General features: G+C 71.4%; 22 protein-coding genes and 2 pseudogenes. 9 read left to right on the top strand and 15 right to left on the bottom strand.

Features of this window, described 5'->3' with window-relative positions:
- Nucleotides 1-14 precede the first annotated feature (14 nt).
- Genes AB0K12_RS06900 through AB0K12_RS06885 form a run of 4 tightly spaced genes read right to left on the bottom strand, consistent with a single transcriptional unit; the run spans nt 15 to nt 3,826 of the window.
- Nucleotides 15-602 carry an ATP/GTP-binding protein gene (locus AB0K12_RS06900; protein WP_345386809.1) on the bottom strand — a complete coding sequence of 196 codons (588 nt, stop codon included), beginning with the start codon at nt 600-602 and terminating at the stop codon, nt 15-17.
- Nucleotides 583-963 carry a DUF742 domain-containing protein gene (locus AB0K12_RS06895; RefSeq protein WP_345386806.1) on the bottom strand — a complete coding sequence of 127 codons (381 nt, stop codon included), beginning with the start codon at nt 961-963 and terminating at the stop codon, nt 583-585. The genes AB0K12_RS06900 and AB0K12_RS06895 overlap by 20 nt, the downstream gene beginning before the upstream one ends.
- Entirely contained in the window at nt 960-1,379 is a 420-nt protein-coding gene (locus tag AB0K12_RS06890; RefSeq protein ID WP_364556290.1) for a roadblock/LC7 domain-containing protein, read from the bottom strand. Before AB0K12_RS06890 ends, AB0K12_RS06895 begins: the two co-directional genes overlap by 4 nt.
- Nucleotides 1,376-3,826, bottom strand: a complete 2,451-nt coding sequence (locus tag AB0K12_RS06885) for a nitrate- and nitrite sensing domain-containing protein (RefSeq protein ID WP_364556288.1) — start codon at nt 3,824-3,826, stop codon at nt 1,376-1,378. The genes AB0K12_RS06890 and AB0K12_RS06885 overlap by 4 nt, the downstream gene beginning before the upstream one ends.
- A gap of 192 nt (nt 3,827-4,018) precedes the next feature.
- Between AB0K12_RS06885 and AB0K12_RS06880 the strand changes: the two genes are divergently transcribed.
- Nucleotides 4,019-5,059 (top strand): terpene synthase family protein, encoded by a 1,041-nt coding sequence (locus AB0K12_RS06880; protein ID WP_364556286.1) that lies wholly within the window; start codon nt 4,019-4,021, stop codon nt 5,057-5,059.
- On the opposite strand, the gene AB0K12_RS06875 is transcribed toward AB0K12_RS06880, so the two are convergent.
- Nucleotides 5,056-6,645 carry a prenyltransferase/squalene oxidase repeat-containing protein gene (locus AB0K12_RS06875; protein WP_364556284.1) on the bottom strand — a complete coding sequence of 530 codons (1,590 nt, stop codon included), beginning with the start codon at nt 6,643-6,645 and terminating at the stop codon, nt 5,056-5,058. The genes AB0K12_RS06880 and AB0K12_RS06875 overlap by 4 nt on opposite strands.
- Nucleotides 6,603-7,955, bottom strand: coding sequence for a cytochrome P450 (locus AB0K12_RS06870; RefSeq protein ID WP_364556283.1), 1,353 nt, complete (start codon nt 7,953-7,955; stop codon nt 6,603-6,605). The genes AB0K12_RS06875 and AB0K12_RS06870 overlap by 43 nt, the downstream gene beginning before the upstream one ends.
- Nucleotides 7,956-8,382: 427 nt before the next feature.
- On the opposite strand from AB0K12_RS06870, the gene AB0K12_RS06865 reads away from it, so the two are divergent.
- Together AB0K12_RS06865 and AB0K12_RS06860 are read left to right on the top strand one after the other, a co-directional pair.
- Nucleotides 8,383-9,405, top strand: a complete 1,023-nt coding sequence (locus tag AB0K12_RS06865) for a polyprenyl synthetase family protein (RefSeq protein ID WP_364556281.1) — start codon at nt 8,383-8,385, stop codon at nt 9,403-9,405.
- 65 nt (nt 9,406-9,470) lie between these two features.
- Complete coding sequence (locus tag AB0K12_RS06860) at nt 9,471-10,400, top strand: aldo/keto reductase (protein ID WP_364556279.1); 930 nt, start codon at nt 9,471-9,473, stop codon at nt 10,398-10,400.
- Nucleotides 10,401-10,490: 90 nt separating this feature from the next.
- Here the strand turns inward: AB0K12_RS06860 and AB0K12_RS06855 are convergent.
- Nucleotides 10,491-10,829, bottom strand: a pseudogene (locus tag AB0K12_RS06855) (STAS domain-containing protein); the annotation flags it as partial.
- A 144-nt stretch (nt 10,830-10,973) separates the two neighbouring features.
- Between AB0K12_RS06855 and AB0K12_RS06850 the strand changes: the two are divergent.
- Nucleotides 10,974-11,441, top strand: a complete 468-nt coding sequence (locus tag AB0K12_RS06850) for a helix-turn-helix transcriptional regulator (RefSeq protein WP_364556277.1) — start codon at nt 10,974-10,976, stop codon at nt 11,439-11,441.
- Here the strand turns inward: AB0K12_RS06850 and AB0K12_RS06845 are convergent.
- Both AB0K12_RS06845 and AB0K12_RS06840 read right to left on the bottom strand, forming a co-directional pair.
- Nucleotides 11,427-12,920: an MFS transporter gene (locus tag AB0K12_RS06845; RefSeq protein WP_364556275.1), complete on the bottom strand. Its 1,494-nt coding sequence runs from the start codon at nt 12,918-12,920 to the stop codon at nt 11,427-11,429. The genes AB0K12_RS06850 and AB0K12_RS06845 overlap by 15 nt on opposite strands.
- Nucleotides 12,917-13,522 (bottom strand): helix-turn-helix domain-containing protein, encoded by a 606-nt coding sequence (locus tag AB0K12_RS06840; protein ID WP_364556274.1) that lies wholly within the window; start codon nt 13,520-13,522, stop codon nt 12,917-12,919. The genes AB0K12_RS06845 and AB0K12_RS06840 overlap by 4 nt, the downstream gene beginning before the upstream one ends.
- Nucleotides 13,523-13,670: 148 nt before the next feature.
- Between AB0K12_RS06840 and AB0K12_RS06835 the strand changes: the two genes are divergently transcribed.
- Nucleotides 13,671-14,216 carry a helix-turn-helix domain-containing protein gene (locus tag AB0K12_RS06835; protein ID WP_364556273.1) on the top strand — a complete coding sequence of 182 codons (546 nt, stop codon included), beginning with the start codon at nt 13,671-13,673 and terminating at the stop codon, nt 14,214-14,216.
- Here AB0K12_RS06835 and AB0K12_RS06830 read toward each other — a convergent pair.
- Together AB0K12_RS06830 and AB0K12_RS06825 are read right to left on the bottom strand one after the other, a co-directional pair.
- Nucleotides 14,154-15,209: pseudogene (locus tag AB0K12_RS06830) on the bottom strand (wax ester/triacylglycerol synthase domain-containing protein). The gene AB0K12_RS06835 and the pseudogene AB0K12_RS06830 sit on opposite strands and share 63 nt — an antisense overlap.
- 109 nt (nt 15,210-15,318) lie before the next feature.
- Nucleotides 15,319-16,365, bottom strand: a complete 1,047-nt coding sequence (locus AB0K12_RS06825; RefSeq protein ID WP_364556271.1) for a sulfite oxidase — start codon at nt 16,363-16,365, stop codon at nt 15,319-15,321.
- A 322-nt stretch (nt 16,366-16,687) separates the two neighbouring features.
- On the opposite strand from AB0K12_RS06825, the gene AB0K12_RS06820 reads away from it, so the two are divergent.
- Nucleotides 16,688-17,113, top strand: coding sequence for a YkvA family protein (locus AB0K12_RS06820; RefSeq protein ID WP_364556269.1), 426 nt, complete (start codon nt 16,688-16,690; stop codon nt 17,111-17,113).
- A 246-nt stretch (nt 17,114-17,359) separates the two neighbouring features.
- Here the strand turns inward: AB0K12_RS06820 and polX are convergent, their stop codons facing one another.
- Nucleotides 17,360-19,039: a DNA polymerase/3'-5' exonuclease PolX gene (gene polX / locus AB0K12_RS06815; RefSeq protein WP_364556267.1), complete on the bottom strand. Its 1,680-nt coding sequence runs from the start codon at nt 19,037-19,039 to the stop codon at nt 17,360-17,362.
- Nucleotides 19,040-19,103: 64 nt separating this feature from the next.
- Entirely contained in the window at nt 19,104-20,072 is a 969-nt protein-coding gene (locus AB0K12_RS06810; RefSeq protein ID WP_364556266.1) for an aldo/keto reductase, read from the bottom strand.
- A 44-nt stretch (nt 20,073-20,116) separates the two neighbouring features.
- Between AB0K12_RS06810 and AB0K12_RS06805 the strand changes: the two genes are divergently transcribed.
- On the top strand, nt 20,117-20,605 hold the full coding sequence (locus AB0K12_RS06805; RefSeq protein WP_364556263.1) for a carboxymuconolactone decarboxylase family protein: 489 nt from the start codon (nt 20,117-20,119) through the stop codon (nt 20,603-20,605).
- Here the strand turns inward: AB0K12_RS06805 and AB0K12_RS06800 are convergent.
- Nucleotides 20,583-21,620 (bottom strand): zinc-dependent alcohol dehydrogenase family protein, encoded by a 1,038-nt coding sequence (locus AB0K12_RS06800; protein ID WP_364556262.1) that lies wholly within the window; start codon nt 21,618-21,620, stop codon nt 20,583-20,585. The genes AB0K12_RS06805 and AB0K12_RS06800 overlap by 23 nt on opposite strands.
- Before the next feature lie 145 nt (nt 21,621-21,765).
- Between AB0K12_RS06800 and AB0K12_RS06795 the strand changes: the two genes are divergently transcribed.
- Together AB0K12_RS06795 and AB0K12_RS06790 are read left to right on the top strand one after the other, a co-directional pair.
- Complete coding sequence (locus tag AB0K12_RS06795; RefSeq protein ID WP_364556260.1) at nt 21,766-23,163, top strand: glutamate--cysteine ligase; 1,398 nt, start codon at nt 21,766-21,768, stop codon at nt 23,161-23,163.
- Nucleotides 23,164-23,340: 177 nt separating this feature from the next.
- Nucleotides 23,341-24,255 carry a hypothetical protein gene (locus AB0K12_RS06790; RefSeq protein ID WP_364556258.1) on the top strand — a complete coding sequence of 305 codons (915 nt, stop codon included), beginning with the start codon at nt 23,341-23,343 and terminating at the stop codon, nt 24,253-24,255.
- On the opposite strand, the gene AB0K12_RS06785 is transcribed toward AB0K12_RS06790, so the two are convergent.
- On the bottom strand, nt 24,250-24,978 hold the full coding sequence (locus AB0K12_RS06785) for a PaaX family transcriptional regulator C-terminal domain-containing protein (RefSeq protein WP_364556256.1): 729 nt from the start codon (nt 24,976-24,978) through the stop codon (nt 24,250-24,252). The genes AB0K12_RS06790 and AB0K12_RS06785 overlap by 6 nt on opposite strands.
- Nucleotides 24,979-25,007 lie beyond the last annotated feature (29 nt).

Genomic DNA, 25,007 nt, shown 5'->3' with positions numbered 1-25,007 from the left:
GCCGGTGGGGTGGGTCAGCTGCCGACCGGCTCGGCGCGGAGCCGGGCCGAGTGCTTGACCAGCGTGATCAGCACCTCACGGCTGGAGTCGCGCTTGCGCGCGTCGCACATGATGATCGGCACGTCAGGCCCGAGCTGCAGCGCGAGGCGCACCTCTTCCAGCTCGAACGTCGGCGCGCCCTCGAAGCAGTTGACCGCCACCACGAACGGCGTGCCGCGCCGCTCGAAGTAGTCGACCGAGGGGAAGCAGTCGGCCAGCCGCCGGGTGTCGGCCAGGATGACCGCGCCAAGCGAGCCCTCGGCCAGCTCGTCCCACACGAACCAGAACCGCTCCTGGCCGGGCGTGCCGAACAGGTACAGGACGTAGTCGTTGCCGAGCGTGATGCGGCCGAAGTCCATCGCCACGGTGGTGGTGCGCTTGGCCTCCACCGAGGTGAGGTCGTCGACGCCGATGCCGCGATCGGTCAGCACCTCCTCGGTGCGCAACGGCCGGGTCTCGGAGACCGCGCCCACCATCGTCGTCTTGCCCGCGCCGAAGCCGCCCGCGATCAGGATCTTGATCGCCGTCGGGAGGCGCGGACGCTCAGAGCGAGCGAAGGCCATCGAGCACCGCCCTGTACATCTTCATGTCGTGCATGTCCACCTCGGATCGGGGTTCCTGGGCAGAGACGAGTTCGCGATCGAACAGGTCACCGAGCAGCACCCGGATCGTGCCGGCCGGCAGATCCAGGTAGGCGGCGATCTCGGCGACGGACTTGGGCTCGCGGCAGAGCTGCAGGATGCGCAGGTGCTCGGGGTCCAGCCCGGCGTCGGGCCCTGGCGGCGGGCCCACCGCCAGGGCCATGGAGATCAGGTCGAACCTGCCGTGGGCAGGCTGGGTACGGCCACGGGTCACGACGTAGGGGCGGATGATCTCCGGATCCACCCAGTGTTCGTCCGTGGGCTCGCCGTCCGGGGCTCTCACCGGTCGCTCCTGGCGACGGCCTCGGCGTTGCGGGCGCCGGAGGTGAGATATTGGCCGACCCTGGCGACCAGCATCGCCATCTCGTACGCCACCAGGCCGATGTCGGCGTGCTGCCCGCACAGGACGGCGAGGCAGGCGCGCTCACCGGCGGTGGTCACGATGAGGAACTGGCTCTTCCACTCGACGACCGTCTGCCTGACCTGGCCGCCTGAGATGTGGTCGGAGACGCCCTTGGCCAGGCTCTGGAGCCCGGAGGCGACGGCTGACAGGTGCTCGCCGTCGGTGCGCTGCAACGCGGCCGACGAGGCCATCAGCAGTCCGTCGGACGACAGCACGATGGCGTGCTCCGCATCCTTGATGCGGCCGACGAGGTCGTCGAGCAGCCAGTTGAGGTCGGTGCCGGCCGTGGGACTCATTCCTCACCTCCCGTGTGCTCATCCAGCATCTTGGCCGCGTCGGAGCGGCCGAGACGGGTGCCTGACTGCAGGGATCCCATCATCGCGCGGATCTCCTCCGGCGATCGCTCGTCATCGTCCTCCTCGATGTCGGGCTGCGTGGGGGTCTCGTCACGCAGCGCTGGCGCCAGGTTGGCCTGGGGCACCCGGAAGGGCAGCCCCGACGGTGTGAACTCGGTCACGGATTGCTGCTCCGGATCGGCCGGCGTTTCGGTCCGGGGTGGTTCTGGGGCGGGCTCGCGAACGGGCCTGCTCACGGGCTCGGGCCTGCTCGCGGGCTCCGGCCTGGTGGCGGGCTCCGGCCTGCTCGCGGGCTCGGGCGCCTTGCGGGGCTCCTTGACCTCGCGCACGGGGGTGGGGGCCGCGAGCGGGGCGGCCGACCGCGCCGACTTGAGCGTGCGGACGTTCTCCGCCATCGGCCTGGTCGCCGTGGCGACGCCCGCCTCCCTGCCGTTCTCCCTGCCGTTCTCGCGCCCGGGTTGCCGACGGGGCAGCCGCTCGCGGCCGTCGTCGCGGGGCTCGGGCGACGGGTCGAGCTGGACGAGCTCCTGCGGCAGCAGCACCACGACGGTCGTGCCGCCGTACGGGGACGACTTGAGCACCACCTGGATGTCGTGCCGCTTGGCGAGCTGGCTGACCACGTAGAGGCCCAGCTGGGCGGTGCCGGAGAGGCGGAACTCCGGCGGGTCGGCGATGCGCTCGTTGGCAGCGTCGAGGTCCTCGGGCTTCATGCCGAGCCCGCGGTCCTCGATCTCGATGACGTAGCCGTTGGCCACGAGCTGGCCGCTCACCTGCACGTTGGTGTAGGGCGGCGAGAACGACACGGCGTTCTCGATCAGCTCGGCGAGCAGGTGGATGACGTCACCGACGGCCCGGCCGGCCAGCACCACGTCGCCCATGGGCATGAGCGAGACGCGGGTGTAGTCCTCGACCTCGGCCAGGGCGCCGCGGACGACGTCCACCATGGGGACCGAGCGGCGCCACGTACGGGCGGGGGACGAGCCGGACAGGACGATGAGGTTCTCGGCGTTGCGCCGCATCCGGATGGCCAGGTGGTCGAGCCGGAACAGCTCCTTCAGCTCCTCCGGGTCGGTCTCGCGGCGCTCCATCACGTCGAGGACGGTCAGCTGGCGGTGCACCAGGCCCTGCGTCCTGCGGGCCAGGCTGAGCAGGATGTCGCGGATGCTGCGGCGCAGCTCGGCCTGCTCGGCGGCGACGGCGATGGCGGTGCGCTGCACGGTGTTGAACGCCTGGCCCACCTGCCCGATCTCGTCGTCACCGAAGTCGAGCGCGGGGGCCTCTCTGGCGACGTCGACCTTCTCGCCGCGGCCGATGCGCTCGACCACGCTCGGCAGGCGGTCGTCGGACAGCTCGTGCGCGGCGTCGCGCAGCTTCTGCAGCTGGGCGAACAGGGCGCGTGCGGTGGTGATCGACAGGATGATCGAGGCGATGACCGCGATCAGGCCGAGACCACCGGCCAGGACCAGCCGGACGATGACGTTGACGGCGACCGGGACCGAGCGGTCGACCAGGCGGTCACCGGCGCCGAGGACCATCGTGTTGAGGTCGTTGAGCGCGCGGTCGGTGGCCTGGCGCCAGGTCGAGGCGCTGAACGGCACGCTGCCGGTGTCGGGGCCCTGCTCGGCGACGAGCGTCTCCAGGTTGCGCAGCCGGGTGAACGACTGGCCGTTGATGACCTTCTCGTACTCGCCCTGGTCGAAGTCCGACAGCTCGGCGCCGGCCTGGTCGGCCACCACCTTCCATGCGCCGGTCGTGGCGACGAACTGCGCGTGCTCGGAGGCCGAGAGCCGTCCGTTGACCAGCGCGCCGGACAGCAGCGCGTCCTCCTTGGAGATGATGTCGCGGGCCCGGCTCAGCGCGAGCAGGTTACGGATGTCGCCGGCCAGGACCTTGTCGTCGAGCGTGGCCAGGGCGCCGTAGAGGTTGTAGATCGAGTCGATGACTTCGCTGTAGGCGTCGGTGGTCGACACCCGGTTCAGCCGGCCGGCATCGACGGCCTGGCGGGTCTGCTTGATCGTGTCGAGGCGGCGGAAGACCTCGTTGAGCCGCTCGGAGCCCTCTTCGTCGGTGGCCCAGCCGACGAGCGTGGCGGTGGCGGCCTCCTTGAAGGTGGCGAGCGTGCCGTCGGAGCGCTTGCGCTGGGCCTCGAGGTCCTTGCGGGAACGTGAGGTGGGGTCGCTCAGGTGGACGGCCGAGATCCGGCGCTCCTTCTGCAACTCGACGAGCAGAGGCTCACTGGGATCGACCACGCTGTCGTTGACCTGGGTGACCCACAGGAGGTTGACGCCCTCGCGTAGAGTGACCCATGCCGCGAAGACCCACAGCGCCGCCAGGGAGAGTAGCAGAGCCGTGACTTTGGTCCGCAGTCTCGTATTGCGGAAGCCCATTTTACCCACCCTGAGAAAGTGTTAATCGAGTGCTGGCCACCAGCTCGCTCGGCGGTGGCAACGGACGGTGTCGATCACGAAACTGTAGCGCAGGACAAAGTGCCCCTCAAGCAACTCCAAACCCTTTGCGCACAAATATCCGATTTTTGACAGATTTAGTCAGAAATCGTGCAAAATGGATATCCTGCGCGGGTGAGTGACCCTTCCTCCGCATACTTCGACATTCGCAATGACCTCGCGGATCGCCTGCTCAAAGCCTCCCACCAGCTCGCCGGGGTGCCCGAGCGCGACCGTGCGGCCGTCCTGACGGCAGCGCTCGACGCCGTGCCGGAGGCCGACCGGTTGCTGCGCCCCCACACCACCCTGTTCGCCGACGGCGACAGCGCCTCCAGCAGGCTCGCCTTCAGCTGCCTGTCCGCCGCCGCCACCTTCCCCGCCGCCACCCGCGACCAGATCGCCGACCTGGGCGCGCTGACCGCGGTCCTGTTCGGCATGGACGACATCGCCGACAGCATCGCGGGCGACTGGTCCGACGCCGACGTGGACGCGTTCTTCAGCCGCATCAAGGGTGTCCTGTCCGGCTCCGAGCCCGGCGGCGCCACCGGAGACGCCGGCCCGATGGCGGCCGCCCTGAGCGCGTGGCGGGCATGGTGCGCGCGCTTCCGCGCCCACCCGGGCGCCGCCGCGCACGCCCCCTCGCTGCTCGGGCAGCTCGACCTGGCCGGCGCCGCCATGGCGCTGGAGCGCCGGTGGGCGATCGGTGGCGAGCCGTGGCCCGGCTACGACCGCTACCTCGCCAACGGCGGCCTGACCATCCTCTACCGCACCTGGTGGGCGGCCGCCCTGGGCGTCTGCGGCCCCGAGCCGGCCCGCACCGAGCACTGGGCCGCGATCGAGCCGGCCACCGCGCTCGGCGCGGAGTGCATGCGCCTGGCCAACGACCTCAGGACGTTCGAGCGCGAGCGGCGCGAGGGCAAGCCGAACTCCGTGCTCATCCTCGAACGCGCGGGGACGCGCACGGAGGCCGCCGTGGAGCGGGTGAGCGCGCACATCGCCGAGCTGAACGCCGCGTTCGACGCCGAGCTGCGGCGGCTGCCCGCAGAACTGGCCGGCGTCGTCGAGGGACAGCGCAGGAGCGTCGCGTTCAACGGCGCCTGGTACATGGCCAGGGACACGCACGCCTACACCGTGCGTGAGCTGGCCGAGGACGCCAGGACGGAGTCGCACGGCTAGGACACCACGGCCGTCCGCGTCGCCAGGTACGACGAGGCGATGATCGCCGCGCGGGTGATGGCGAACGGCGCGTACAGGTCCTTGTCGTGCCAGAGCGGCGGGTGCTCGCCGCCCGTCGAGCCCACCAGGTAGGCGAGCCCCCGGTCCGCGGCCGCGACGCGCCGCGGATCGGCCCGCCCCTCGGTCAGCAGCAGCACCTGCATGGCGTACGCGGTCTCCTCCGCGGTGCCCTCCCAGCGGCCCCACGACCCGTCGGGCCGCTGGGTGGCCAGCACCCACTCGGCCGCCTCCGCCACGGCCGTCGCCACGGCGGGGCCGCCGAAGGCGTCCAGCGCCAGCGCGCAGCTCGCCGTGGCGTAGTAGGGCGAGGCGTGCCACCGGTCGGTCCAGCTCCCGTCGGGCTCCCTGCGCTCGGCGATCCAGGCCGACAGGTCGGCGATCGTCTCGGCGTAGCGGGGCGCGGCGTCGGGGCGGCGGGCGACGTACTGGCCGAAGGCGTCCAGAACGTGAGCGTTCACACTGACGGACGTGCCCTGCTCGCCCGGCCAGGTGGCGAAGTGCGTGCCGGAGCGGAAGCGCCACAGGCAGTCCGGCTCGTACGGCACCCCCGCGAGCGCCAGCGTGTAGAGCGCCACGGAGGTGGTGTCGGCGTCGGGCGGCAGGCCGTATCCGGCGGGCGTTCCCTCGGGCCCGATGGCGGCCCTGATGTCGGCCAGCATCTCGGGCGGCACCTCGACGGCCACCCCGGCGCGTACCAGCCAGCTCAGCACCCAGCTCCGCTCGAACACGGTGATGGGCAGCCCCACGGGCACCGGGCCGCCGTGCAGCCGGACGACGTCCTCCAGGTGCCGCCTGGCGGACTCGCCGTCCGCGCCGGTCTCCGAGCGGCCCAGCCAGGCGGCTGTGGCGGCGGGGGAGGCGCCGATCGTGCCGATCACCGTCGGGCGGATGCCGGGCGCGCCCGCCGCCTCCGCGCCGGCGATCTCCAGCGCGTGCAGCAGCTTCTCCGGTACCTCTGCCCCCGACCTGACCCACTCCCTGACGAGCGTGAGCGTGTCGTAGTTCATGCCCTCGGGCAGCGGCAGCGGCGCGTGACCCGCGCCGAGCGCGCCGAGGTGCTGGTTGATGAGCGCCACCAGCGACGGCACGATGTGCTCGATCGCCGGCATGTCGGGCAGGTCGAGCCGGCCCGCTAACCAGCCGCCGAGCACCGACAGGCCGCGCTCGGCCGTCTCCAGCAGCCGGGCCCGGTCGATGCCGGGGTCGCTCCGGGTGAGCGCGGCCAGGACGCCCTCGGTGGCGCTGAGCGTCGGCACCAGGCCGTAACCGTCGGGCGCGCCCCAGGAGCCGTCGTGGCGCTGGGTGCGGGCGAGGTAGCCGATGCGCTCGCCGTGGCCGGTCAGCCAGGGGGCGAGGGAGACGAGGCGGCCGGTCTCGTACACCGAGGGCGAGACCTGGCCCCAGGGACGCAGCATGAGGCTGGTGATCAGGTCGTTCGCGACCGCGGTGAGACCTTCCGGTCCGGTGGAGAGGTCCGCGGGGTTCACGCCGCCCGCCGCCGTTCGACGGGATGCAGGCGCAGCCACAGCTTCTCCTTCGGCCGTACGGACGCGCCCGGCAGCGGGGTGAGCCGCCGCGGGTTGGTCAGCTCCGGCCGGTAGCGGCTCAGCACGTTGGCGATGACCAGCGGCGCCTCGACGTAGAACAGGTGCTGGCCGAGGCACACGTGCGGGCCCGCGCCGAACGGGATGAAGGAGTAGCGGTGCTTGACCGCGGCCTTCTCGTCGGCCCACCGGTCGGGGTCGAACACCTCAGGCCGGTCCCAGAACTCCTCCAGCCGGTGTGTCGTGTACGGGCTGACCAGCACCTGTGAGCCGGCCTTGATCCGCATGCCGCCGATCTCGACGTCGTTGACCGCCTGCCGGGGGATGATCCAGGCCGACGGATAGACCCGCAGCAGCTCCTGCAGCACCATGCGCAGGTAGGGCAGCCGGCCGACGTGCTCGGGGCGCACCGGCTCGCCGCCCACCACGCTGTCGATCTCCGCGCGCAGCCGGGCGTTGACGTCCGGGTGGTCGTGCAGCACCGACCACAGCCAGGTCAGCGACATGGCGGTGGTCTCCGACGCGGCGCCGTAGATGCTGACCAGGTCGTCGCGCACCTGCTTGAGGTCGGCCTTGCCCTCCTGCTCCAGGCGGGCCGACAGCAGCTTGGAGACGACCTCCTTGCTGGAGGTGTCGCCCTCGCGCTGCGCCTGCTCGATGAGCGGGTAGACGATCTCGTCGATCTTCTGCGCCGAACGCAGGAAGGCCCGGTCGCCGGGCACCTTGACGGAGTACGGGGCGAAGGGGAACAGCAGCCGGAACCCGATCGACGTGGCGCACGTGGCGAACTCTGGAGCCAGCCGCTCGGCGGTGTCGCGCGAGATCCGGCCGCCGAACAGCACCTTGATGACGGCCTGGTTGACGATCGTGGTCATCTGGTGCCCGCCGTCGATGGGGCGGCCCGTGGCGGCGAAGTCCTCCAGCTCGACGATGCACTCGTCGATGATGTCGGCCATGTCGTCGGCCAGCGACGCGATGTAGCGCGAGGTGAACAGCGGCGCGAGGATCTTCCTCGTGGACGCCCACGTCTCGCCTTCGCCGAGGATGCTCTGGCCGGTCACGCGGTGCAGCGGCCGCCAGAACATGCCCTCACGGGCGAAGTTGGTCCAGTCGGTTTTGAGCACCTGCTCCACGTGCTCCGGATGGGAGACCAGATACGGTCGGAACGGGCCCAGATTCACCTGGACGATCCGGCCCTTGGCCTCGGTTCCCATGTTGGCCAGTTCCGTCACCGGGTCTTTCACCAGCCTCGGGAGGGCCCGGTAGAAGGGGACGACGTGGGGAGTGGACACGGAGGTTTCCGTGGGGTGCGGCATGGCGGCGATCCCCGATCAGAGAGCGTTATATAGCTAGAAGTCGGCTATGTGAGGATTTCTCACTCATTGAGTGATTATCGTACGAAAGTGCGTGTATGATCAAGCTTGGGCGAATGGTGAGATGTTGCCCATCTTGTTCATTCACGGAGGAATGATGGTGGTCGGTTCCACTCGTACTCCGGCTTCTGGCTCCCTCACCGACGTTCTCGACCAGTCGTTTCTCCCGGGTGCGATCGTGTGCGCCACCTCAAGGCCGCCTGTGCCGGCGGTGCTCGGGGCACGGGTCGGCTCTGTGGACATCCGTCTCACATAACGGACATGTAATGACGGATGTCAAATCCACAGTGGAGTATCACATGCTTCTGCATGGATTTTCAAGATCAACCGGAGGTAGGAGCACCCGATGAACGTCAGCCGGCCGGGCGTTCTGCCGCAGGGCGCCGACTCCCTGGCGCGCTACCGGAGCCTGCTCGAACCCGCACTGCGCGAGGCCGTCGGCGCGCTGCACCCCTGGGGCGCCAGCATGGCCGCGTTCACGCTGGGCTGGTCAGACGTGGACGGCAGCCCGCGGCAGGGCGGCGTCGGCAAGGGCGTCAGGCCCGCCCTGGTCATGCTCAGCGCCGAGGCGGTCGGCGGCAGCGCCGAGTCCGCGCTGCCCGGCGCCGTCGCGGTGGAGCTGGTGCACGCCTTCTCCCTGGCGCACGACGACATCATCGACCGCGACGAGCTGCGCAGGCACCGGGCCGCGCTGTGGAAGGCGTACGGCGTGGGGCCCGCGCTGCTGACCGGCGACGCGCTGCTGGCGCTGGCCGTCGGCCAGCTCGCCGGACGTCCCGAGGCGATGCCCTACCTGTCGGCGGCCCTGATCGAGCTGGTCCAGGGGCAGACCGCCGACATGGCCTTCGAGAACCGGCCGTGGCGGGGGCCGGGCGAGGTCACCGTGGACGAGTACGCCGAGATGGCGGCGGGCAAGACCGGCGGCCTGCTCGCCGCCGCCGCCGCGGCCGGCGTGGCCCTGGGCGGCGCGCCCGAGCTGGCCGGGCGCATGTGGGACATGGGACGCGACCTCGGCGTCGCCTTCCAGATCGCCGACGACATCCTCGGCATCTGGGGCGACCCGCGCATGACCGGCAAGCCCGTCCACAGCGACCTGCGGCGCGAGAAGAAGACCCTGCCCGTGCTCGCCGCGCTCGCCGGCGGCGGTCCCGCCGCCCGTGAGCTGTCCGACCTGCTCGTCTCCGGCGTGGACGGCGAGGAGTCCGCACGGCACGCCGCCCACCTGGTGGAGGCGGCCGGCGGCCGGGCCGGCGCCGAGGACCTGGCCCAGCGGTACGTCACCGCCGCGCTCGGCGTGCTGGACGAGTGCCTGCCGGACGCCGCGGACCTGCGCGCCCTGTGCGGCTCCCTGGTGCACCGGGCCAGCTGATCGGCCTTTGATCGGGTCAGGGGGCGGGTCGTTCCGCGTGGATGCGGCCTGACCATAATGGCGGGATGAGATCCATCGGCAATTCCGACCTGTCCGTTTTCCCGATTTCGCTCGGCACGAACGTGTTCGGCTGGACGGCGGACAAGGAGACCTCGTTCGCGGTGCTGGACGCCTACGTCGAGGGTGGCGGCAACTTCCTCGACACCGCCGACGTCTATCCGGCCTGGGAGACGGGGGAGTCCACGTCCGAGATCATCATCGGGGAGTGGCTGGCCGCGCGCGGCAACCGCGAGTCCGTCGTGCTGGCCACCAAGGTCGGCATGCTGGAGGGGCGCAAGGGCCTGGCCGAGGGCACGATCAGGGCGGCGGTCGAGGACTCGCTGCGGCGGCTGCGCACGGACTACATCGACCTCTACTGGGCGCACGTCGACGACCAGGAGACGCCGCTGGCGGAGACCCTGGGCGCCTTCGACGCGCTGGTCCGCGAGGGCAAGGTCCGTCACGTCGGGGCCTCCAACTACACCGCTCCCCGGCTGGCCGAGGCGCTCAAGATCTCCGACGAGGAGGGCCTGGCCAGGTACGTGGCGCTGCAGCAGCCGTACAACCTGGTCGAGCGCGGCTACGAGGGCGAGCTGCGGGACGTCGTGGCCCGCGAGGGGCTGTCGAGCACCCCGTACGCGGGGCTCGCCCGCGGCTTCCTGACCGGCAAGTACGCGCCGGGCGTCACCGTCGACAGCCCCCGCGCACCGAGGGCGGCCGAATATCTGGACACCCCGCGCGGCCCCAGGACGCTGGAGGCCCTGACTCAGGTGGCGGAGGGTCGCGGCGCGGCGCCCGCGACGATCGCGCTGGCCTGGCTGGCCGCCCAGCCGACGGTGGCGGCGCCGATCGCCAGCGCGCGCACCGTCGAGCAGTTGCGGCCTCTGCTGGCGGCGGCCGGGACGACGCTGACCGAAGAGGAGCTCACGCTCCTGGACGAGGCCTCACGTCCCTGACCGCCCGCCCGCTCAGGACAGGCCGTGCTCCCCGCACCATGCCTCGACACCGCCGGCCTCGCCCTCGACGACCTGCTTCCAGTGCGGGTCGGCGGTGATCGCCTCGCTGACGGAGGAGTGGGAGGCGAAGACGGCGGTGAGCCCGGTGATGCGGAAGATCTTGGAGATGCGCTCGGTGGTCATCACCAGCGCCAGCGAGCCGTCCAGCGTGCGCAGCCGCTTCAGGCCGCCGACCAGCACGCCGAGGCCGGTCGAGTCGAGGAACTCCACCGTGCTCAGGTCGGCGACGATGTGCACGACGCCCTGGCCCGCGAGGTTGACCACCTGCTCCCGCAGCTTCGGAGCGGTGAACACGTCGACCTCACCGGCGATCTTGAGCACGGCACAGTCGCCGACCGGTCCTACCACTTCGATGCGGATGTCTTGCATGTCGCGCCTCACCATCGGCCGTATCAGTCGGCCTGTCATCGGCAACATTGACGGGGAACTCTGTACATTGACGGTACTGCCGCGATCGCCCCGCCGTCAACGCTTGACTGTCGGTGTCATCGTGCAGAATGACACCTCGAAGGGGTGATCACATTGCGGGTCGAAGAGGCCATCGGCCGCCAGATCGCACGCCTGCGCGCCGAGCGTGGCATGTCACTGACCGAGCTGGGCGAGGCGCTGGGCCGCTACCTCGACCGCCCCTGGAGCCGCCAGGCCGTCCACCAGGCCGAGCGCGGCCAGCGCTCCTTCACCGCCGCCGAGCTGACCGCGCTCGCGCTCGTCCTCGACACCTCCGTCCCGGTGCTGTTCCGCGCCGAGAACGACCGCATCGAGCTGCCCGGCGGCGCTGTGTCCCCTGAGGACTACCGCGGCGTCCTGCTCAACCGAGAGCCCGACATGCCGCTCGACGGCGTCGAAGAGCTGATCATCGCCCTCCACGACATCGGCGAGGTCCTCTCCCGCCCCGCCCTCGCCCGCCTCGCCCGCATCGGCCGCGTAGCCGACCAGGTGGCCGGCCCCGACCCCACCTCTGACGGCTCAGTGACCGGCTGACACGTCCAGGTGGCGGGGGGTGAGGAGCCAGACCGCCACCGTGCCCGCCAGCATCAGCACGGCGCCCGCCGCGCTCGTCACCACCAGCGACTCGGTGAACGCCGCCCGCGCCTGCTCGGCCAGCGCCGCGCCCGCCGCGCCCAGTTCCCCGGCCACGCCGAGCGCCCCGCCTAGCGACTCCCTGGCCGCGGCGCCGGCCCCGCCGAGCGCGGGCGCGTCGAGCCCCGCCCGGTAGACGGCCGCCGCGACACTGCCCAGGACGGCCACCCCGAGCGCGCCGCCCACCTCGTAGCTGGTCTCCTCGATGGCCGCCGCACTGCCCGACTTCGCGGGCGGCGAGCCCGACATGATGGCCGCCGAGGCGATGGCGAGAGAGCCGTTCCCGAGGCCGATCAGCGCCAGCGCCACCGCGACCGGCCAGTAGCCGAGCGGGCTCGGCGCGGCGTACAGCAGCAGAAAGGCCAGCCCGGTCAGCGCCAGCCCGCCCGCCAGCACCGTACGCGCGCCGACTCGCCCCGCCAGCGAGGGCGCCAGCGGCGAGGCGACGACGGCGGCGAGCGCGGCGGGCAGCAGGCGTACGCCGGTCTCCAGCGGCCCGTACCCCTGCACGAGCTGCATCCACTGGGCGAGCAGCAGCAACACGGCCGCCATCGCGATGGACGTGGTCAGCGCCGTCACGACGCCCGCGGAGAACGGCGCGCTGCGAAACAGCCGCAGCTCAAGCAGCGGGTCGGGCCGCCGCAGGCAGCGCAGAGCGAACCACCCGAGCATCACCGCCGCGACCGCGCTCGCCGCCAGGGCGGGGGGCGCGGCGAGCCCGTCCTTGCCGAACGTCTTGACCGCGTACACCAGCGCCACCATGCCCGCCATCGACAGCACCGTGGCCAGGGCGTCCCACCGGCCGGGGGCGGGGTTCGCCGACTCGGGCAGCAGGAACACCCCGGCGCCGATCGCGACGGCCATGACCGGCACGTTCACCAGGAACGCGGCCTGCCAGCCGAAGTGCTCGAGCAGCAGCCCGCCGACGATCGGGCCGAGCGCGGCGCCGGTCGCCGCCATCGCCGCCCACACGCCCAGCGCCTTCGCACGCTCGCCCGGGTCGGTGAACAGGTGCCTGATCAGCGAGAGCGTGGACGGCATGATCATCGCGCCGCCGACGCCTAGCAGCGCCCGTACGGCGATCACCTCCGTCGCGCCGCCGGCGACGGTGACCGCCAGCGACGCCAGCCCGAACGCCGCGAACCCGGCGAGCAGCATGCGCTTGCGCCCCCACCGGTCGCCCAGCGCGCTCGCCGTGACGAGCAGTCCGGACAGCACCAGCGAGTACGCGTCGACCATCCACAGGAGCTGCACCGAGTCCGGCCGCAGCTCCTCGGAGATGGCGGGCAGCGCCACGTTGAGCACGGTCATGTCCATGACGACCATCAGCACGGACGCCGACAGCACGACGAGGGCGGCCCACCGCCGTCCCCGGCTCATCCCCGGCCGCCTTCCACCCGCTCACCCTCGCCCCCGCGGCCGTCCGCACCGGTGCCGTGCAGGAGCGTGGTCCGCAGCAGGCGGTGCACGTCGCGCCGGGCCACGTCGCCGCGGCGCAGGCTCTCCCTTACGGTCACCATCAGCCCGAACACCGTGTTGCTGACCCAGCGCACCGGCAGGTCGGCGCGGAGCACCCCGGCGCGCTGGGCGGCGGCGTAGAACGCCAGCTCGCGCTCCTCCAGCTCGTCGGCGCGCCGCCGCAGCTCGGGCTCGATGACGAGGGTGTAGTCGGTGAGGCCGAAGCCGTATTCGTCGGCGATCTCGACCATGCCGGCGACCAGCGCGTCCAGGGCCTCGGCGAGCGCGCCGGGGTCCCGCGAGCCGGTCGCCGCGACCAGCCCGCAACGCTCCTGCACGTGCTCCCACTGGTCGTGTGCGCGGTGCGCGAGCGCCAGCATCAGCTCCTCGCGGCTGCTGAAGTGGCGGTGCAGGGTCGCCCTGCTGACACCGACGGCCTCGGCGAGCTGGGCCATGGAGGCGATCGGGTTCTCGTTGAGGTGATGGATGGCGGCCTTCATGATCTGGTCGCGCGTCACAGCCATGGCGAAGCACCTGCGTTTCAAATGAGACATACTTGTCTCATAGGCTACATGACGGTGTCGCGTGTCGCGTACCGAGTGACACGTGCGACACCCCTCTCGTCCCGACGGCATGGCGAGGCACTTCCCCCCGGCATTAGGGTGCTGAGCTGTGGTGATCGGTGACGTCCGCACGCGCATCCTGGACGCGGCGGAGGAACTGTTCGCGGGCCGCGGCTACGAGGCGACCACGACCGCGGTCATAGCGAAACTTGCGAAAGTGCCCAAGCGGCTGATTGCTCAACACTTCCCCGACAAGATCGATCTGCTGGTCGCTCTCGTCAACGAACGCGCCGTCATCGAGGAGGGCCGCGAGGTCGACGCCGTGCCGGGCGACCTGGCCGGCACCCTCGCCCGGCTCGCCCGCGCCCTGCCCCTGCGGGCCTCGCCGGCCATGCGGCGCATCCTCTTCCGCGAGGCCGAGACCCACCGTTCGGTCAAGGAACGGCTCGGGCGGCTCAACGGCGAACTCGTCAGGCGGGCCAGGTTCGCGCTGGAGCTGGCCACGCCCGGGGCGCGCGGCGACGCGGTCAGGCTGGAGGTGGCGGCGGCCATGTTCGCCGCCGCCCTGCTCTACCAGGAGAACCTGTGCCAGCTAACCGGCCACCAGATCGACCCCGACGCCGTCGCGGAACTCATCGCCCACTCGCTCGTCTGACAGCTCGTCCAGCGCCGTGCGCAGGTGGCCGAGCAGGCTCCACACGTCGTCCACCCGCTCGGGGCAGGCGACGATGCCGAAGTCGAGCATGCCGTCGTACGAGAAGCAGGTGATGGTCAGGCCGCCGCTGACGTCGGTCAGCACCGACAGCGGGTAGTACGACAGCACGGCCGCCGCACAGGTACAGCGGGAACTGCGGGCCTGGCACGTTGCTGACGATCAGGTTGACCGGCGGGAAGGCCATGCCCGCCAGCCGGAAGATGGCGGGCGTGGCCAGGCTGGTGACCGGCGCGGGCAGCAGCGAGCACAGCTCGCCCGGCCACGTCGCCGGCGCCGGCGCGAACCTGCGCTTGGCCCGGCCCATCACCGCGCCCATGACTCGCAGGCGCTCCTTCGGGTCGGGGACGTTCGTCGGCACGGGCGCGATCATGGCCGAGATCTGGTTGCCGATGAGGCCCTTGCCGCCCGGCCCGCGCACCGCGACCGGCACCGCCACGATGAGCGGCTCGTCGGGCAGCGCGTCCCGCTCCCGCAGCCACGAGCGCAGCGCGGACGCGCACAGCGTCATCACCACGTCGTTGACGCTGATGCCGTTGGCCTTGGCGACCTGCTTGACGTCCTTGAGCGGCAGCGACCCGAATGACAGGTGACGCCGGGCACTGATGGGCCCGTTGAACGGCGTCCGCGGCACCGCGAGGCGGGGCAACTCCGGCCGATGCCGCCTGCCTCCGGGTGCACGCCCGGCTTCGCCTTCAGGCGTCGACCCGCTTGCGGGGCGGGAGGGGGCGAGGGGTGGCCCTGGCCGATGCCGTTCGGGGGGAGGTGGCCGTCCGGGGTGAGGTCGAGGAGGGCGGCGAGGGTTTCGGCGCCGGAGACGCCGTCGATGGCCGCGTGATGCACCTTCGTGTAGACCGCCACCCGCCCGCCCCGCAGGCCCTTGATCAGGTGCATCTCCCACAGCGGTCGCGTCCGGTCGAGCCGGCGGGCGTGGATCTCGGCGACCGCCTCGGCGAGCCGGCGGTCGTCGCCCGGCGCGGGCAGGGCGCGCCGGACCCGGCCTTTCCCGTAATCAAGGACGAGGCCGGGGATCGTTGCCTTTTCCCTAGTCGAGGACGACGTGCACGGGATGGCGCACGACCGCGTCGAAGTGGTAGCCGAAGGGGTGACGGGGCCGGCTGAGCGGCTGCGTGGCGCCGGTCTCGTCGGTGGCGCGGGCCATCAGCAGGCGGGTGCCGGTGTGCCGGGGCGTCCACTCCACGTGCCACGGCAGCCAGGCTTTCGCCAGGTGGTGGCCATGGTGCTCGGCCACGCGCCAGGTGAGGCCGCCGTCCATGCTCACCTCGACGCGGACGATCCTGCCCTGCCCCGACCATGACCGCCCGCGCAGGATCCGCGTCCCCGACAACGGCATTCGCGCATTCCACGCCACCTCGAAAGCACTCTTCACCGGCTGCGTGGTGACGTCCGGGTAAAAGACGGTGTTCCACGGAGTGAAGAGCGGAACGGTGGAGACTTCCAGCTCCCCGAGCCATTTGATGGACGCGATTCCCACCCATCCCGGCACCACCAGCCGCACCGGAAATCCATGGTCGGGAGGAAGCGGCACGCCGTTCATTTCGTAGGCCACGAGCACGTCGTCCATCGCCTTGTCGATGGGCAGCGGCCGGCGTACGTGCCCGTGCTCCTCGAACGGCGCGTCGAGCCCGATCGCCAGCACGTCCACCGCCTCGGGCAGCACTCCGACCTCCTTGAGCAGCTGCTTCAGCGGCACCCCGCGCCAGCGCGCCACCCCGATCCCGCCGAGGCCCCACTGGGTGCCGGGCGCGCCGTCGTGCTGCTGCGTCCGGTAGAAGCGCCGACCGTTGCCGGCGCACTCCAGCGCCACGTCATACGTACGGGACGGCATGGCCCGCAGCTCGTCATAAGTGAACGCCCGTGGCCGCCGCACCCCCGGGCCGTGCACCTGCAGCCGCCAGGTGGTGACGTCGATGAGGGGGGTGGAGGTGTGGTTGCGGACGAAGAACCGGTCGTTCGGCGTGTGGTAGCCCAGCCCGGCCATGGCCTCCCACCGCATCTCGGCGCTGTTGCCGTGCACCCGGAACAGGTGGTCGGGCAGCGGCTTGATGATCGGCGCCGTGGCTTGCCTCATGCAGCATCACCTCGTTGTGACTATTTCCTACCTGGAAACCATTTAATCTCCTGCGGCCGGCTCCGCGCGCCCTTCCTTGCCGAAATCTGCCTCACCTGGACCGGAACGTTCCACCCCCGGACACCTACCCGCCCCCACATCCCCCCACCAACCCTCACTGACAGGGACCTTCCTCTGATGTGCCGCCGATGCGTAACGACTGCACCGTCAGGGGTGGCCGTGTCGTCGATGGGAAGGTGAGGAAGCTTGCGGAGTTGCCGTCGATGCCTAGCGGCTGCACCGTAAGGGGGCCGGGCTGGTGAGCGGAGGGTGCTGAGCGGGCGTGAGCGAGGCGTGGTGGTGGGAGCTGCTCATAGGGGTGGCGGTGGCCGTGGTGGTTTCGTGGGCGGCGCTCGTGGTCGCGCTCGCCGTCGTCCGGCCGCGCGGCGGACTGCTGCGGGAGTCGTTGCGGCTGCTGCCTGACATGTTGCGGCTCGTCTGCCGCCTGGCCGCCGACCGGGACCTGCCCCGCGGCGTACGGGTCCGGCTCTGGCTGCTGGTGGCGTACCTGGCGATGCCGATCGACCTGATCCCGGATTTCATCCCGGTCCTCGGGTACGCCGACGACGCCATCATCGTCGCGGCCGTCCTGCGTTCGGTGGTGCGCCGGGCCGGCCTCGACGCGGTGAGGAGCCATTGGCCCGGCACCCCGGACGGCTTCACCGCGCTCACCCGCCTCACCGGCCTCCCGGCCGAGCGACCCCGGTAGCGAAAGGGTCAGCCGCGCCAGGGCTGGAGGCGGTCGCGCCACACCTACAGCCCCCTTGCGCTCACCCTCCTTTGAGCCGCACCCAGGGCTCGGGCCCGCGGCCCCACCGCGACGCAGGCGCAGGTGGCGCGGACGGGCTTCGTGGACGGGCTTCGTGGACGGGCTCCACGGACGGCGGCAGCTCCGCCCGCTTGTCGCTTGTCGTAGGTCGTGCCGGGCCCCGTACGGACGGGAGCCGGCCGTGCGTCACCGGCCCAGGAAGGCGAGCAGGCGATCGAGGGGCCAGGTGTTGATGACGTCGTCCGTGGTCAGCCAGGCCCGCTGCGCGATGCCGACCCCGAACCGCTGGTGGGCCAGGTGCGGGATGGCATGGGAGTCGCTGTCGATGGAGAACTTCACCCCGTGGTGCCGGGCGAGCCGCACGAGGTCGGACGGCAGGTCGGAGCGGTCGGGGTAGGAGTCGATCTCCATGGCGGTGCCGGTGCGCGCGGCGGCGCGGAAGACGGCGTCCCAGTCGGCGTCGACGGCGGGCCGCTTGCCGATCTTGCGGGTGGTGGGATGGCCGATGATGTCGACGTAGGGGTTTTCGCAGGCCGCGATGAACCGCCGGGTCATCTCGTCGCGCGACATCGTGAAGTGGGAGTGCACCGAGGCCACGCACACGTCGAACTCCCGCAGGATCTCCCCGGGCCAGTCGACCGAGCCGTCGGGCGCGATGTTGAGCTCGGTGCCGTGGAGCAGCCGCATGTCCGGATAGCGCGCCTGCAGCTCGGCCACCCGCCCCCGCTGCTCCAGCGCCTTGTCCAGGGTCATGCGCTGCATCGCGAGGTCGGGCGCGTGGTCGGTGACGGCGTAGTAGGAGTAGCCGCGGGCGTGACCGGCGGCCACCATGTCCTCCAGGCTCGCGATGCCGTCGGTGAGGTCGGTGTGGGTGTGCAGGTCGCCCTTGAGGTCGCTCAGCTCGACCAGCACCGGCAGCTCGCCCGCGAGCGCCGCCTTGACCTCGCCGCCGTCCTCGCGCAGCGGCGGTGGCACGTAGTGCATGCCGAGGGCGTGGTAGATGTCCTCCTCGGACTCGGCGGCGATCACCCGGTCGCCCTCGAACAGCCCGTATTCGGACAGCTTCCAGCCCTTCTTCACCGCCATCTCGCGGATGGCGACGTTGTGCTCCTTGGAGCCGGTGAAGTATTGCAGTGCCGCGCCCCATGACCCGGCCGGCACCACCCGCAGATCGACCTGGATGCCGGCGGTGGTGCGGATGGAGGTCTTCTTGTCGCCGGCGGCGATGACCTCGGCGACGTAGGGCTGGGCGCGGAAGTCGTCCATGATGGACTCGGGCGCGACGGCGAGGATGTCGATGTCGCCGATGGTGTCCTTCATGCGCCGCAGCGATCCGGCGTAGGCGATGCGCTCGGCCGTGAGCGACCCCATGACCTGCTCAGCCAGGGCCATCGCGATGCCGATGTGCACCCGGCGGCCCGACTGCTCGAGCTGCTCGACGCCCTTGAGCAGGTTGGCCAGCGTCTTGGGGCCGAGGCCCTTGACGCCGTCGAGGCGGCCCGAGGTGATGGCCTCGCTCAAGGCCACCGTGGAGTCGATGCCGAAGTCCTCGTACAGCATGATCGCGGTCTTGGGCCCCAGCGAGGGCACCTTGGTCAGCCGCCGCACGCCGTCGGGGACGCGCCCGCGCAGGTCGTCGAGCTGGCGGAAGCTCCCGCGCTGCAGGAACTCCTCCATCTTCTTCGCGATCGCCTCGCCGACCCCGGGGACCGACCGCACGTCGACGATCGAGATGTCCTCAGGGAAGCCCGCGATGGCCTTGGCCGCCTTCTGGTAACTGCGCACCCTGAAGGCGTCGCCGCCGGTGAGCGCGAACAGCTCCGCGTATTCCTGCAGCGCCGCCGCAGCCTCCTCGTTTGCCCGCATGCCCATACCTTAGGACCTCGCTCCGACAATCTTGCGCCCGCGAGCGAGGCCCCAGGGCAGGTGGCTAGAAGCGGACCTCGCGCGGCCGGTACGGCTGCTCCAGGAAGGCCGCCTCGTCGTCCGACAGCGTCACCGACACGGCGGCCAGCGCGTCGTCGACGTGCCGCTCCTTCGTGGCGCCGACGATGGGCGCGGTGATCTCCGAGCGCCGCAGCACCCAGGCCAGGGCGAGCTGCGCCGCGGGCACGCCGCGGTCGGCGGCGAGCTGCGCGACCCTGTCGATGATGAGCTTGTCGTTCTCGGGGTCGTACAGGGACGCGATGCGCTGGTCGGAGCCGGCCCTGGCGGTCTCGGTCGACGAGCCGGCCCTGGCCAGCACGCCGCGCGCCAGCGGGCTCCACGGGATGACGCCCACGCCCTGGTCGGCGCAGAGCGGCAGCATCTCGCGCTCCTCCTCGCGGTAGAGGAGGTTGTAGTGGTTCTGCATGGAGACGAACCGCGCCCAGCCGTTGACGGAGGCCACGTGCTGGGCCTTCGCGAACTGCCAGGCCCACATGCTGGAGGCGCCGATGTAGCGGGCCTTGCCCGCCCTGACGACGTCGTTCAGCGCCTCCATGGTCTCCTCGATGGGCGTCTCGGAGTCCCAGCGGTGGATCTGGTAGAGGTCCACGTAGTCGGTGCCGAGGCGGCGCAGCGAGGCGTCGATGCCGTCGAGGATGTGCTTACGTGACAGGCCGCGGTCGTTGGGGCCGTCGCCCACCTGCGAGTACACCTTGGTCGCCAGCACGTAGTCCTCCCGCCGGGGGAAGATCGCGCGCAGCGCCTTGCCGGTCACGACCTCGCTCTCGCCGGCGCTGTAGACGTCGGCGGTGTCGAAGAAGTTCACGCCGCCGTCGACCGCCCTGCGGATGAGCGGTTCGGCCTGGTCGAGCGGCAACGTCCAGGCCAGCTTGGCGGGATCGCCGTAGCTCATCATGCCGAGGCACACCCGGGAGACCTTCAGGCCGGTGTTACCAAGTCGCACATAGTCCATGAATCTCACCCTATGTCGGGCTGAGTGGGGGCATGTCTACCAGCATGAGACCTCGAGTGCGGCCGCTGCCACCCGACGAGTGGGACGACTTCACGAAGGCGAACCCGTACAACGTGTTCGCCACCCTCGCCCGCCACCCCGGCCTCTACCGCGCCTGGTTACGCTTCGGCGGCGCGCTGCTGGACGGCGCGCTCCCCGCCCGCGACCGCGAGCTGGTCATCCTGCGCACCGCCCACCACTGCCACAGCGCCTACGCGTGGGCCCAGCACGTCCGCACGGCCCGCCAGGCAGGGCTCACCGACCAGGAGATCGACTCCGTGCGCCGCCCCGACGCGCTCTGGCCGGTCGAGGACCTGCTCGTGCTGCAGGTGGCGGACGACCTGCACTACGCGGGCGATCTGACCGACGCGACCTGGGCGGCGCTGTGCGACCGCTATGACGAGCCGGCCAGGATCGAGCTGGTCATGCTGGTCGCCCACTACCGCATGCTGGCCCTGGTGCTCAGGACCTTCAGGGTGCAGATCGAGGAGTGATCACCGTGACGCCCGGCACCGAGCCCATCGAGGCCAGCGCCTTGCCGGCGTCGGCGAGCCCGATCGTGCGGGTGACGAGCTGGTCGGGGTGCAGGACGCCGGCCCTGATCATCTCCAGCATCGGCGGGTAGGCGTGGGCGGCCATGCCGTGGCTGCCGAGCAGCCGCAGCTCGTGGGCGATCACCCGGCCCATGGGGATCGGCGTCGGCCCGCCGGGCAGCAACCCGACCTGGACGTGGCGGCCGCGGCGGCGCAGGCTCTCGACGGAGGCCGCGCACGTCTGGGGGCTGCCCAGCGCGTCGAGCGAGACGTGCGCCCCGCCCCTGGTCAGCTCCCTGACCTGGGCGGCGGCGTCGCCGTCCGAGCCGTTGACGAAGTGGGTGGCGCCGGCCAGCTCGGCCAGGTGCAGCGCGTCGGTGCTGATGTCGACCGCGACCACCCTGGCGCCGGCCGCCGTGGCGATCATGATGGCCGACAGGCCGACGCCGCCGCAGCCGTGCACGGCCACCCACTCGCCGGGCCGCACCTCGGCGACCTGGGCCACCGCGCGGAACGCGGTGGCGAACCTGCAGCCCAGCCCGGCCGCCGTGGCGTAGGCCATGTCCTCAGGTACGGCGACCAGGTTGACGTCGGCGTGGTCGACGGCGACGTACTCGGCGAAGGAGCCCCAATGCGTGAAGCCCGGCTGCGTCTGCCGCTCGCAGACCTGCTGGTCGCCGGTCGCGCAGGCGGCGCAGGAGCCGCAGGCGCAGATGAACGGCACCGTGACCCGCGCCCCAGGCCGCCAGCCGCGCACGTCGGAGCCGACCGCCTCGACCACGCCGGCCAGCTCGTGGCCCGGCACGTGGGGCAGGACCTTGATGTCGGGGTCGTGCCCCTGCCAGCCGTGCCAGTCGGACCGGCACAAGCCCGTCGCCTCGACTCTGATCACCGCTCCGTGCGGGGCGGGGGAGGGGTCGGGCAGCTCACGTACGTCGAGCTCGCCACCGAAGATGTCAAAGGCAACCGCGCGCATCTCATGAGCTTAGAGCGCGTCGCCGCAGGTCGCGCAAGGCCCAGGGGGACGAAGGACGGATCCGTACAGGGTCGCGAATCCTGCCCTTGACCTGGAGGTTCACCAGAAAACGTGTTAACGGCGGCCTCCTGGACAGAAGACGGCGATGGGAAAGGATCTCGACAAGGAACGATTTACCGAGGCGGAGTTCACCCGCTTCGGCGAGCGTTGCGAGCAGCAGCTCGGCGTCCTGCGCGAGCTGCTCGCCACCCCCGGCTTCGGCGAGGGCCCGATCACGATCGGGGCCGAGCTGGAGCTCTTCCTGATCGACGAGGAAGGACGGCCGCTGCCGCGCAACAGCCAGGTGCGCGACGCTCTCGACGACCCCCGCGTGGTGCTGGAGCTGGGCCGCTACAACATAGAGGTCAACCTGACCCCGACGCCGCTGGCGGGCCGGCCGTTCGAGGCCATGGGCGCGGAGGTGCAGGAGACGATCACCAAGGTCGACGGCGCGGTGGCCGGTGGCGGCGCGCTGCCCATCGGCATCCTGCCGACGCTCGACACCGAGGACTTCACGCTGGGCGCGATGAGCGACCAGAACCGCTACCGCGCCATGAGCAGAGGGCTGCGGCGGCTGCGGCTCGAGCCGTTCCTGGTCAAGATCGACGACCTGGAGCTCTCCGTCGAGGACGTGATCCTGGAGAGCGCCAACACCTCCTGGCAGGTGCACATCCGCACCCCGCCGGAGCGCTTCGCCCGGCTGTTCAACGCGGCGCAGCTCGCGATCGGGCCGGTGCTCGCGGCGTGCGGCAACTCGCCGTTCTTCCTGGGCCGCGAGCTGTGGGAGGAGACGCGGATCGCGCTCATGGAGGAGGCCGCGGACGACCGCGACGTGCAGCGGCCCGAGCGCAGGGACGGGCGGGTGACGTTCGGCTCGGACTGGGTGCGCGAGGGCGCGCACGAGCTGTTCGAGCGGTACGTACGCGACTACGACCCCATCGTGCCCGACCTCACCGAGGGCGCCGACCCGCACGAGGTGCCCGAGCTGCGGCTGCACCAGGGCACGATCTGGCAGTGGAACCGCCCCGTCTACGACCCCGCCGACGGCGGTCACCTGCGCATCGAGATGCGCGCCCTGCCCGCCGGGCCCTCCTGCGCGGACATGGCCGCCAACACGGCGTTCCTGCTGGGGCTGACGTTGTCGCAGGCCGAGCGGGACCTGACCGGCTACCGCTTCGCGCAGGCGTACCAGAACTTCTACCGCGCGGCCATGGAGGGGCTGGACGCCAAGCTGTCCTGGCCCGGCAGGGAGGGCGAGCACGAGGCCGCTGAGCTGGTGCTGTCGCTGCTGCCCGAGGCACGGGAGGGGCTGCTGAGGGCGGGGGTGACGCCGTCCGACGCGGACCGGTCCCTTGACGTGATCGCGCAGCGCACCCGGCTGCGACGTACCGGGTCGGTGTGGCAGCGGGAGGCGCTCGCGCGCTTCGGCGGCGACCGGCGGCGCATGGTGCGGCGTTATCGCGAGCTGGCTCTGTCGGGGATGCCCGTGCATTTGTGGAAGTGACGGCAAACCATATTTCCCGCCCATCCGTCAAACTGGTCAAGAGACGGAAAAGGTGAGGAAGTTATGGCGGCATCGGGGATGGTATCCACCGATACAGCGCCTTTTGCGCTGAATCGGGCCACGGGCGATCTGGCGGAAGGAGCGGACAAACTCGCCGGAGAAATCGGCAGCACCGCCGTGGAGGCGGTGCTCGCCAACGCCAACAGGACAGGGAAGAACAAGGGCGCGGCGGCCGCGATGGGCTCGATGAAGCCCAGGCCGGACATCTGGTACGCCTTCGACGACAAAGACCAGGACACCGCCGACTGGTACCCCCAGGGCCTGACCGGCAGCGACGACTCGGGGAACATCGGCGTCCCGGCCTTCGTGATCAGCTGGTATTTCCGGCCGACGGCCGGCGAGCGGGGCATCAGGGTGTCGTTCCTCAGCCCCCAGACGCTCAAGTATCAGCACGCGCTGCTCGTGCTGGCCCAGCCCGACGGGTCGTACGGGCCGATCAACATCCACGCGGGCGGCGTCGCCTGCTTCGGCGACCTGCTCTATGTCGCCGACACCACGCGCGGCCTGCGCGTCTTCGACCTCAACAAGGTGCTCGACCTGCGTACGGCGCAGAAGGACCTCGGCGACGGCAACCGCGTCGGGCGGCACGGCGGCAAGCTGCACGCCTTCGGCTACCGCTACGTGATCCCCCAGACCGACTTCTGGCGGGTCGCCACGGCGGGGCCGCGCTTCTCGTACGTCGCGATCGACCGCAGCGGCGACACCCCCAGACTCGTCACCGGCGAATACCGCGACCCCGGCACGGACGGGTGGGTCGCGCGGTGGCCGCTCGACCTGGAGGGCGGGGCGCCCGAGGACGCCTACGCCACGGGGCACGCCAAGATCCAGGGTGCGGTGTCGTACGACGGGAAGTGGTACCTGAGCCAGGCCGTCAACTCCACCACCAACGGCAGGCTGCAGGTCTTCGACGGCGACACGGCGACGACCAGGCCGTTCCCCATCGGGCCCGAGGACCTCACCGTGCAGGGCGGCAAGCTGTGGAGCGTCACCGAGTTCCGGGGCAAGCGCACGGTCTTCGGCGTGCCCCTATAGCCGCAGGTGCTCCTGCAGGATCTCCCGGTAGCGGCGGTCGAAGTCGTCGTAGCGGGCCCGCAGCCCGGCGCCCGGCCAGCCCGCCGGCAGCAGCTCGTCCGGCAGCAGCGGATCGGCCAGCAGATGGCGCAGCACCGCGGCCGAGACCAGGAAGCCATCGGCCAGGTCGCCGGTGGCGAGCGCCCGGTCGAGCGCGCGCTCCAGCCGTGCCGCCGCCGCGGCCCAGCCGTCGAGGTCCCACAGCAGGGGAGTGGGGTCGTCGTGCGGGCGGCCGTCGATGAGCGTGCACTGCGCGGTGACGGTCTCGGGCCAGTCGCGCACCAGGTTCGCCGGACGCAGCCAGGTGCCCTCGCGCAGCTCCGCCAGGCGCAGCGCGGTCATCGTGTGACGGAACGCGGCCCGGTCGGCGGGCGCGCGGCGCTCGGCGGTGACCACGGCCACCTCCCACGTGCCGTCCCACGGCTTGACGTGCGGGTCACGGCTCTCGTCCTGCCTGGCCTGGCGCTCGACCAGGCGCTGCGACAGCGCGTACGCGCCGCCCTCCTGCACCAGGTCGCCCGCCGCGACCATGCGCGACAGGGCCACCCTGACGGTGCCCTCCGCGATGCCGAACAGCGCCCCGATGCGCACCAGGTGGCGGGCCGGCAGGCGGGGCGGGTGGCTGCCGAGCAGCGCGCTCAGCACCGCCGACCGGGCGCTCATCGTTCCGTTACGCTCTTCCATCGCGTGTCGAGTATATGTAACACTCGCGG

The organism is Nonomuraea sp. NPDC049419 (assembly GCF_040676995.1).
Taxonomy (GTDB): Bacteria; Actinomycetota; Actinomycetes; order Streptosporangiales; family Streptosporangiaceae; genus Nonomuraea; species Nonomuraea salmonea.
This window is presented reverse-complemented; position numbering and strand designations above follow the sequence as displayed.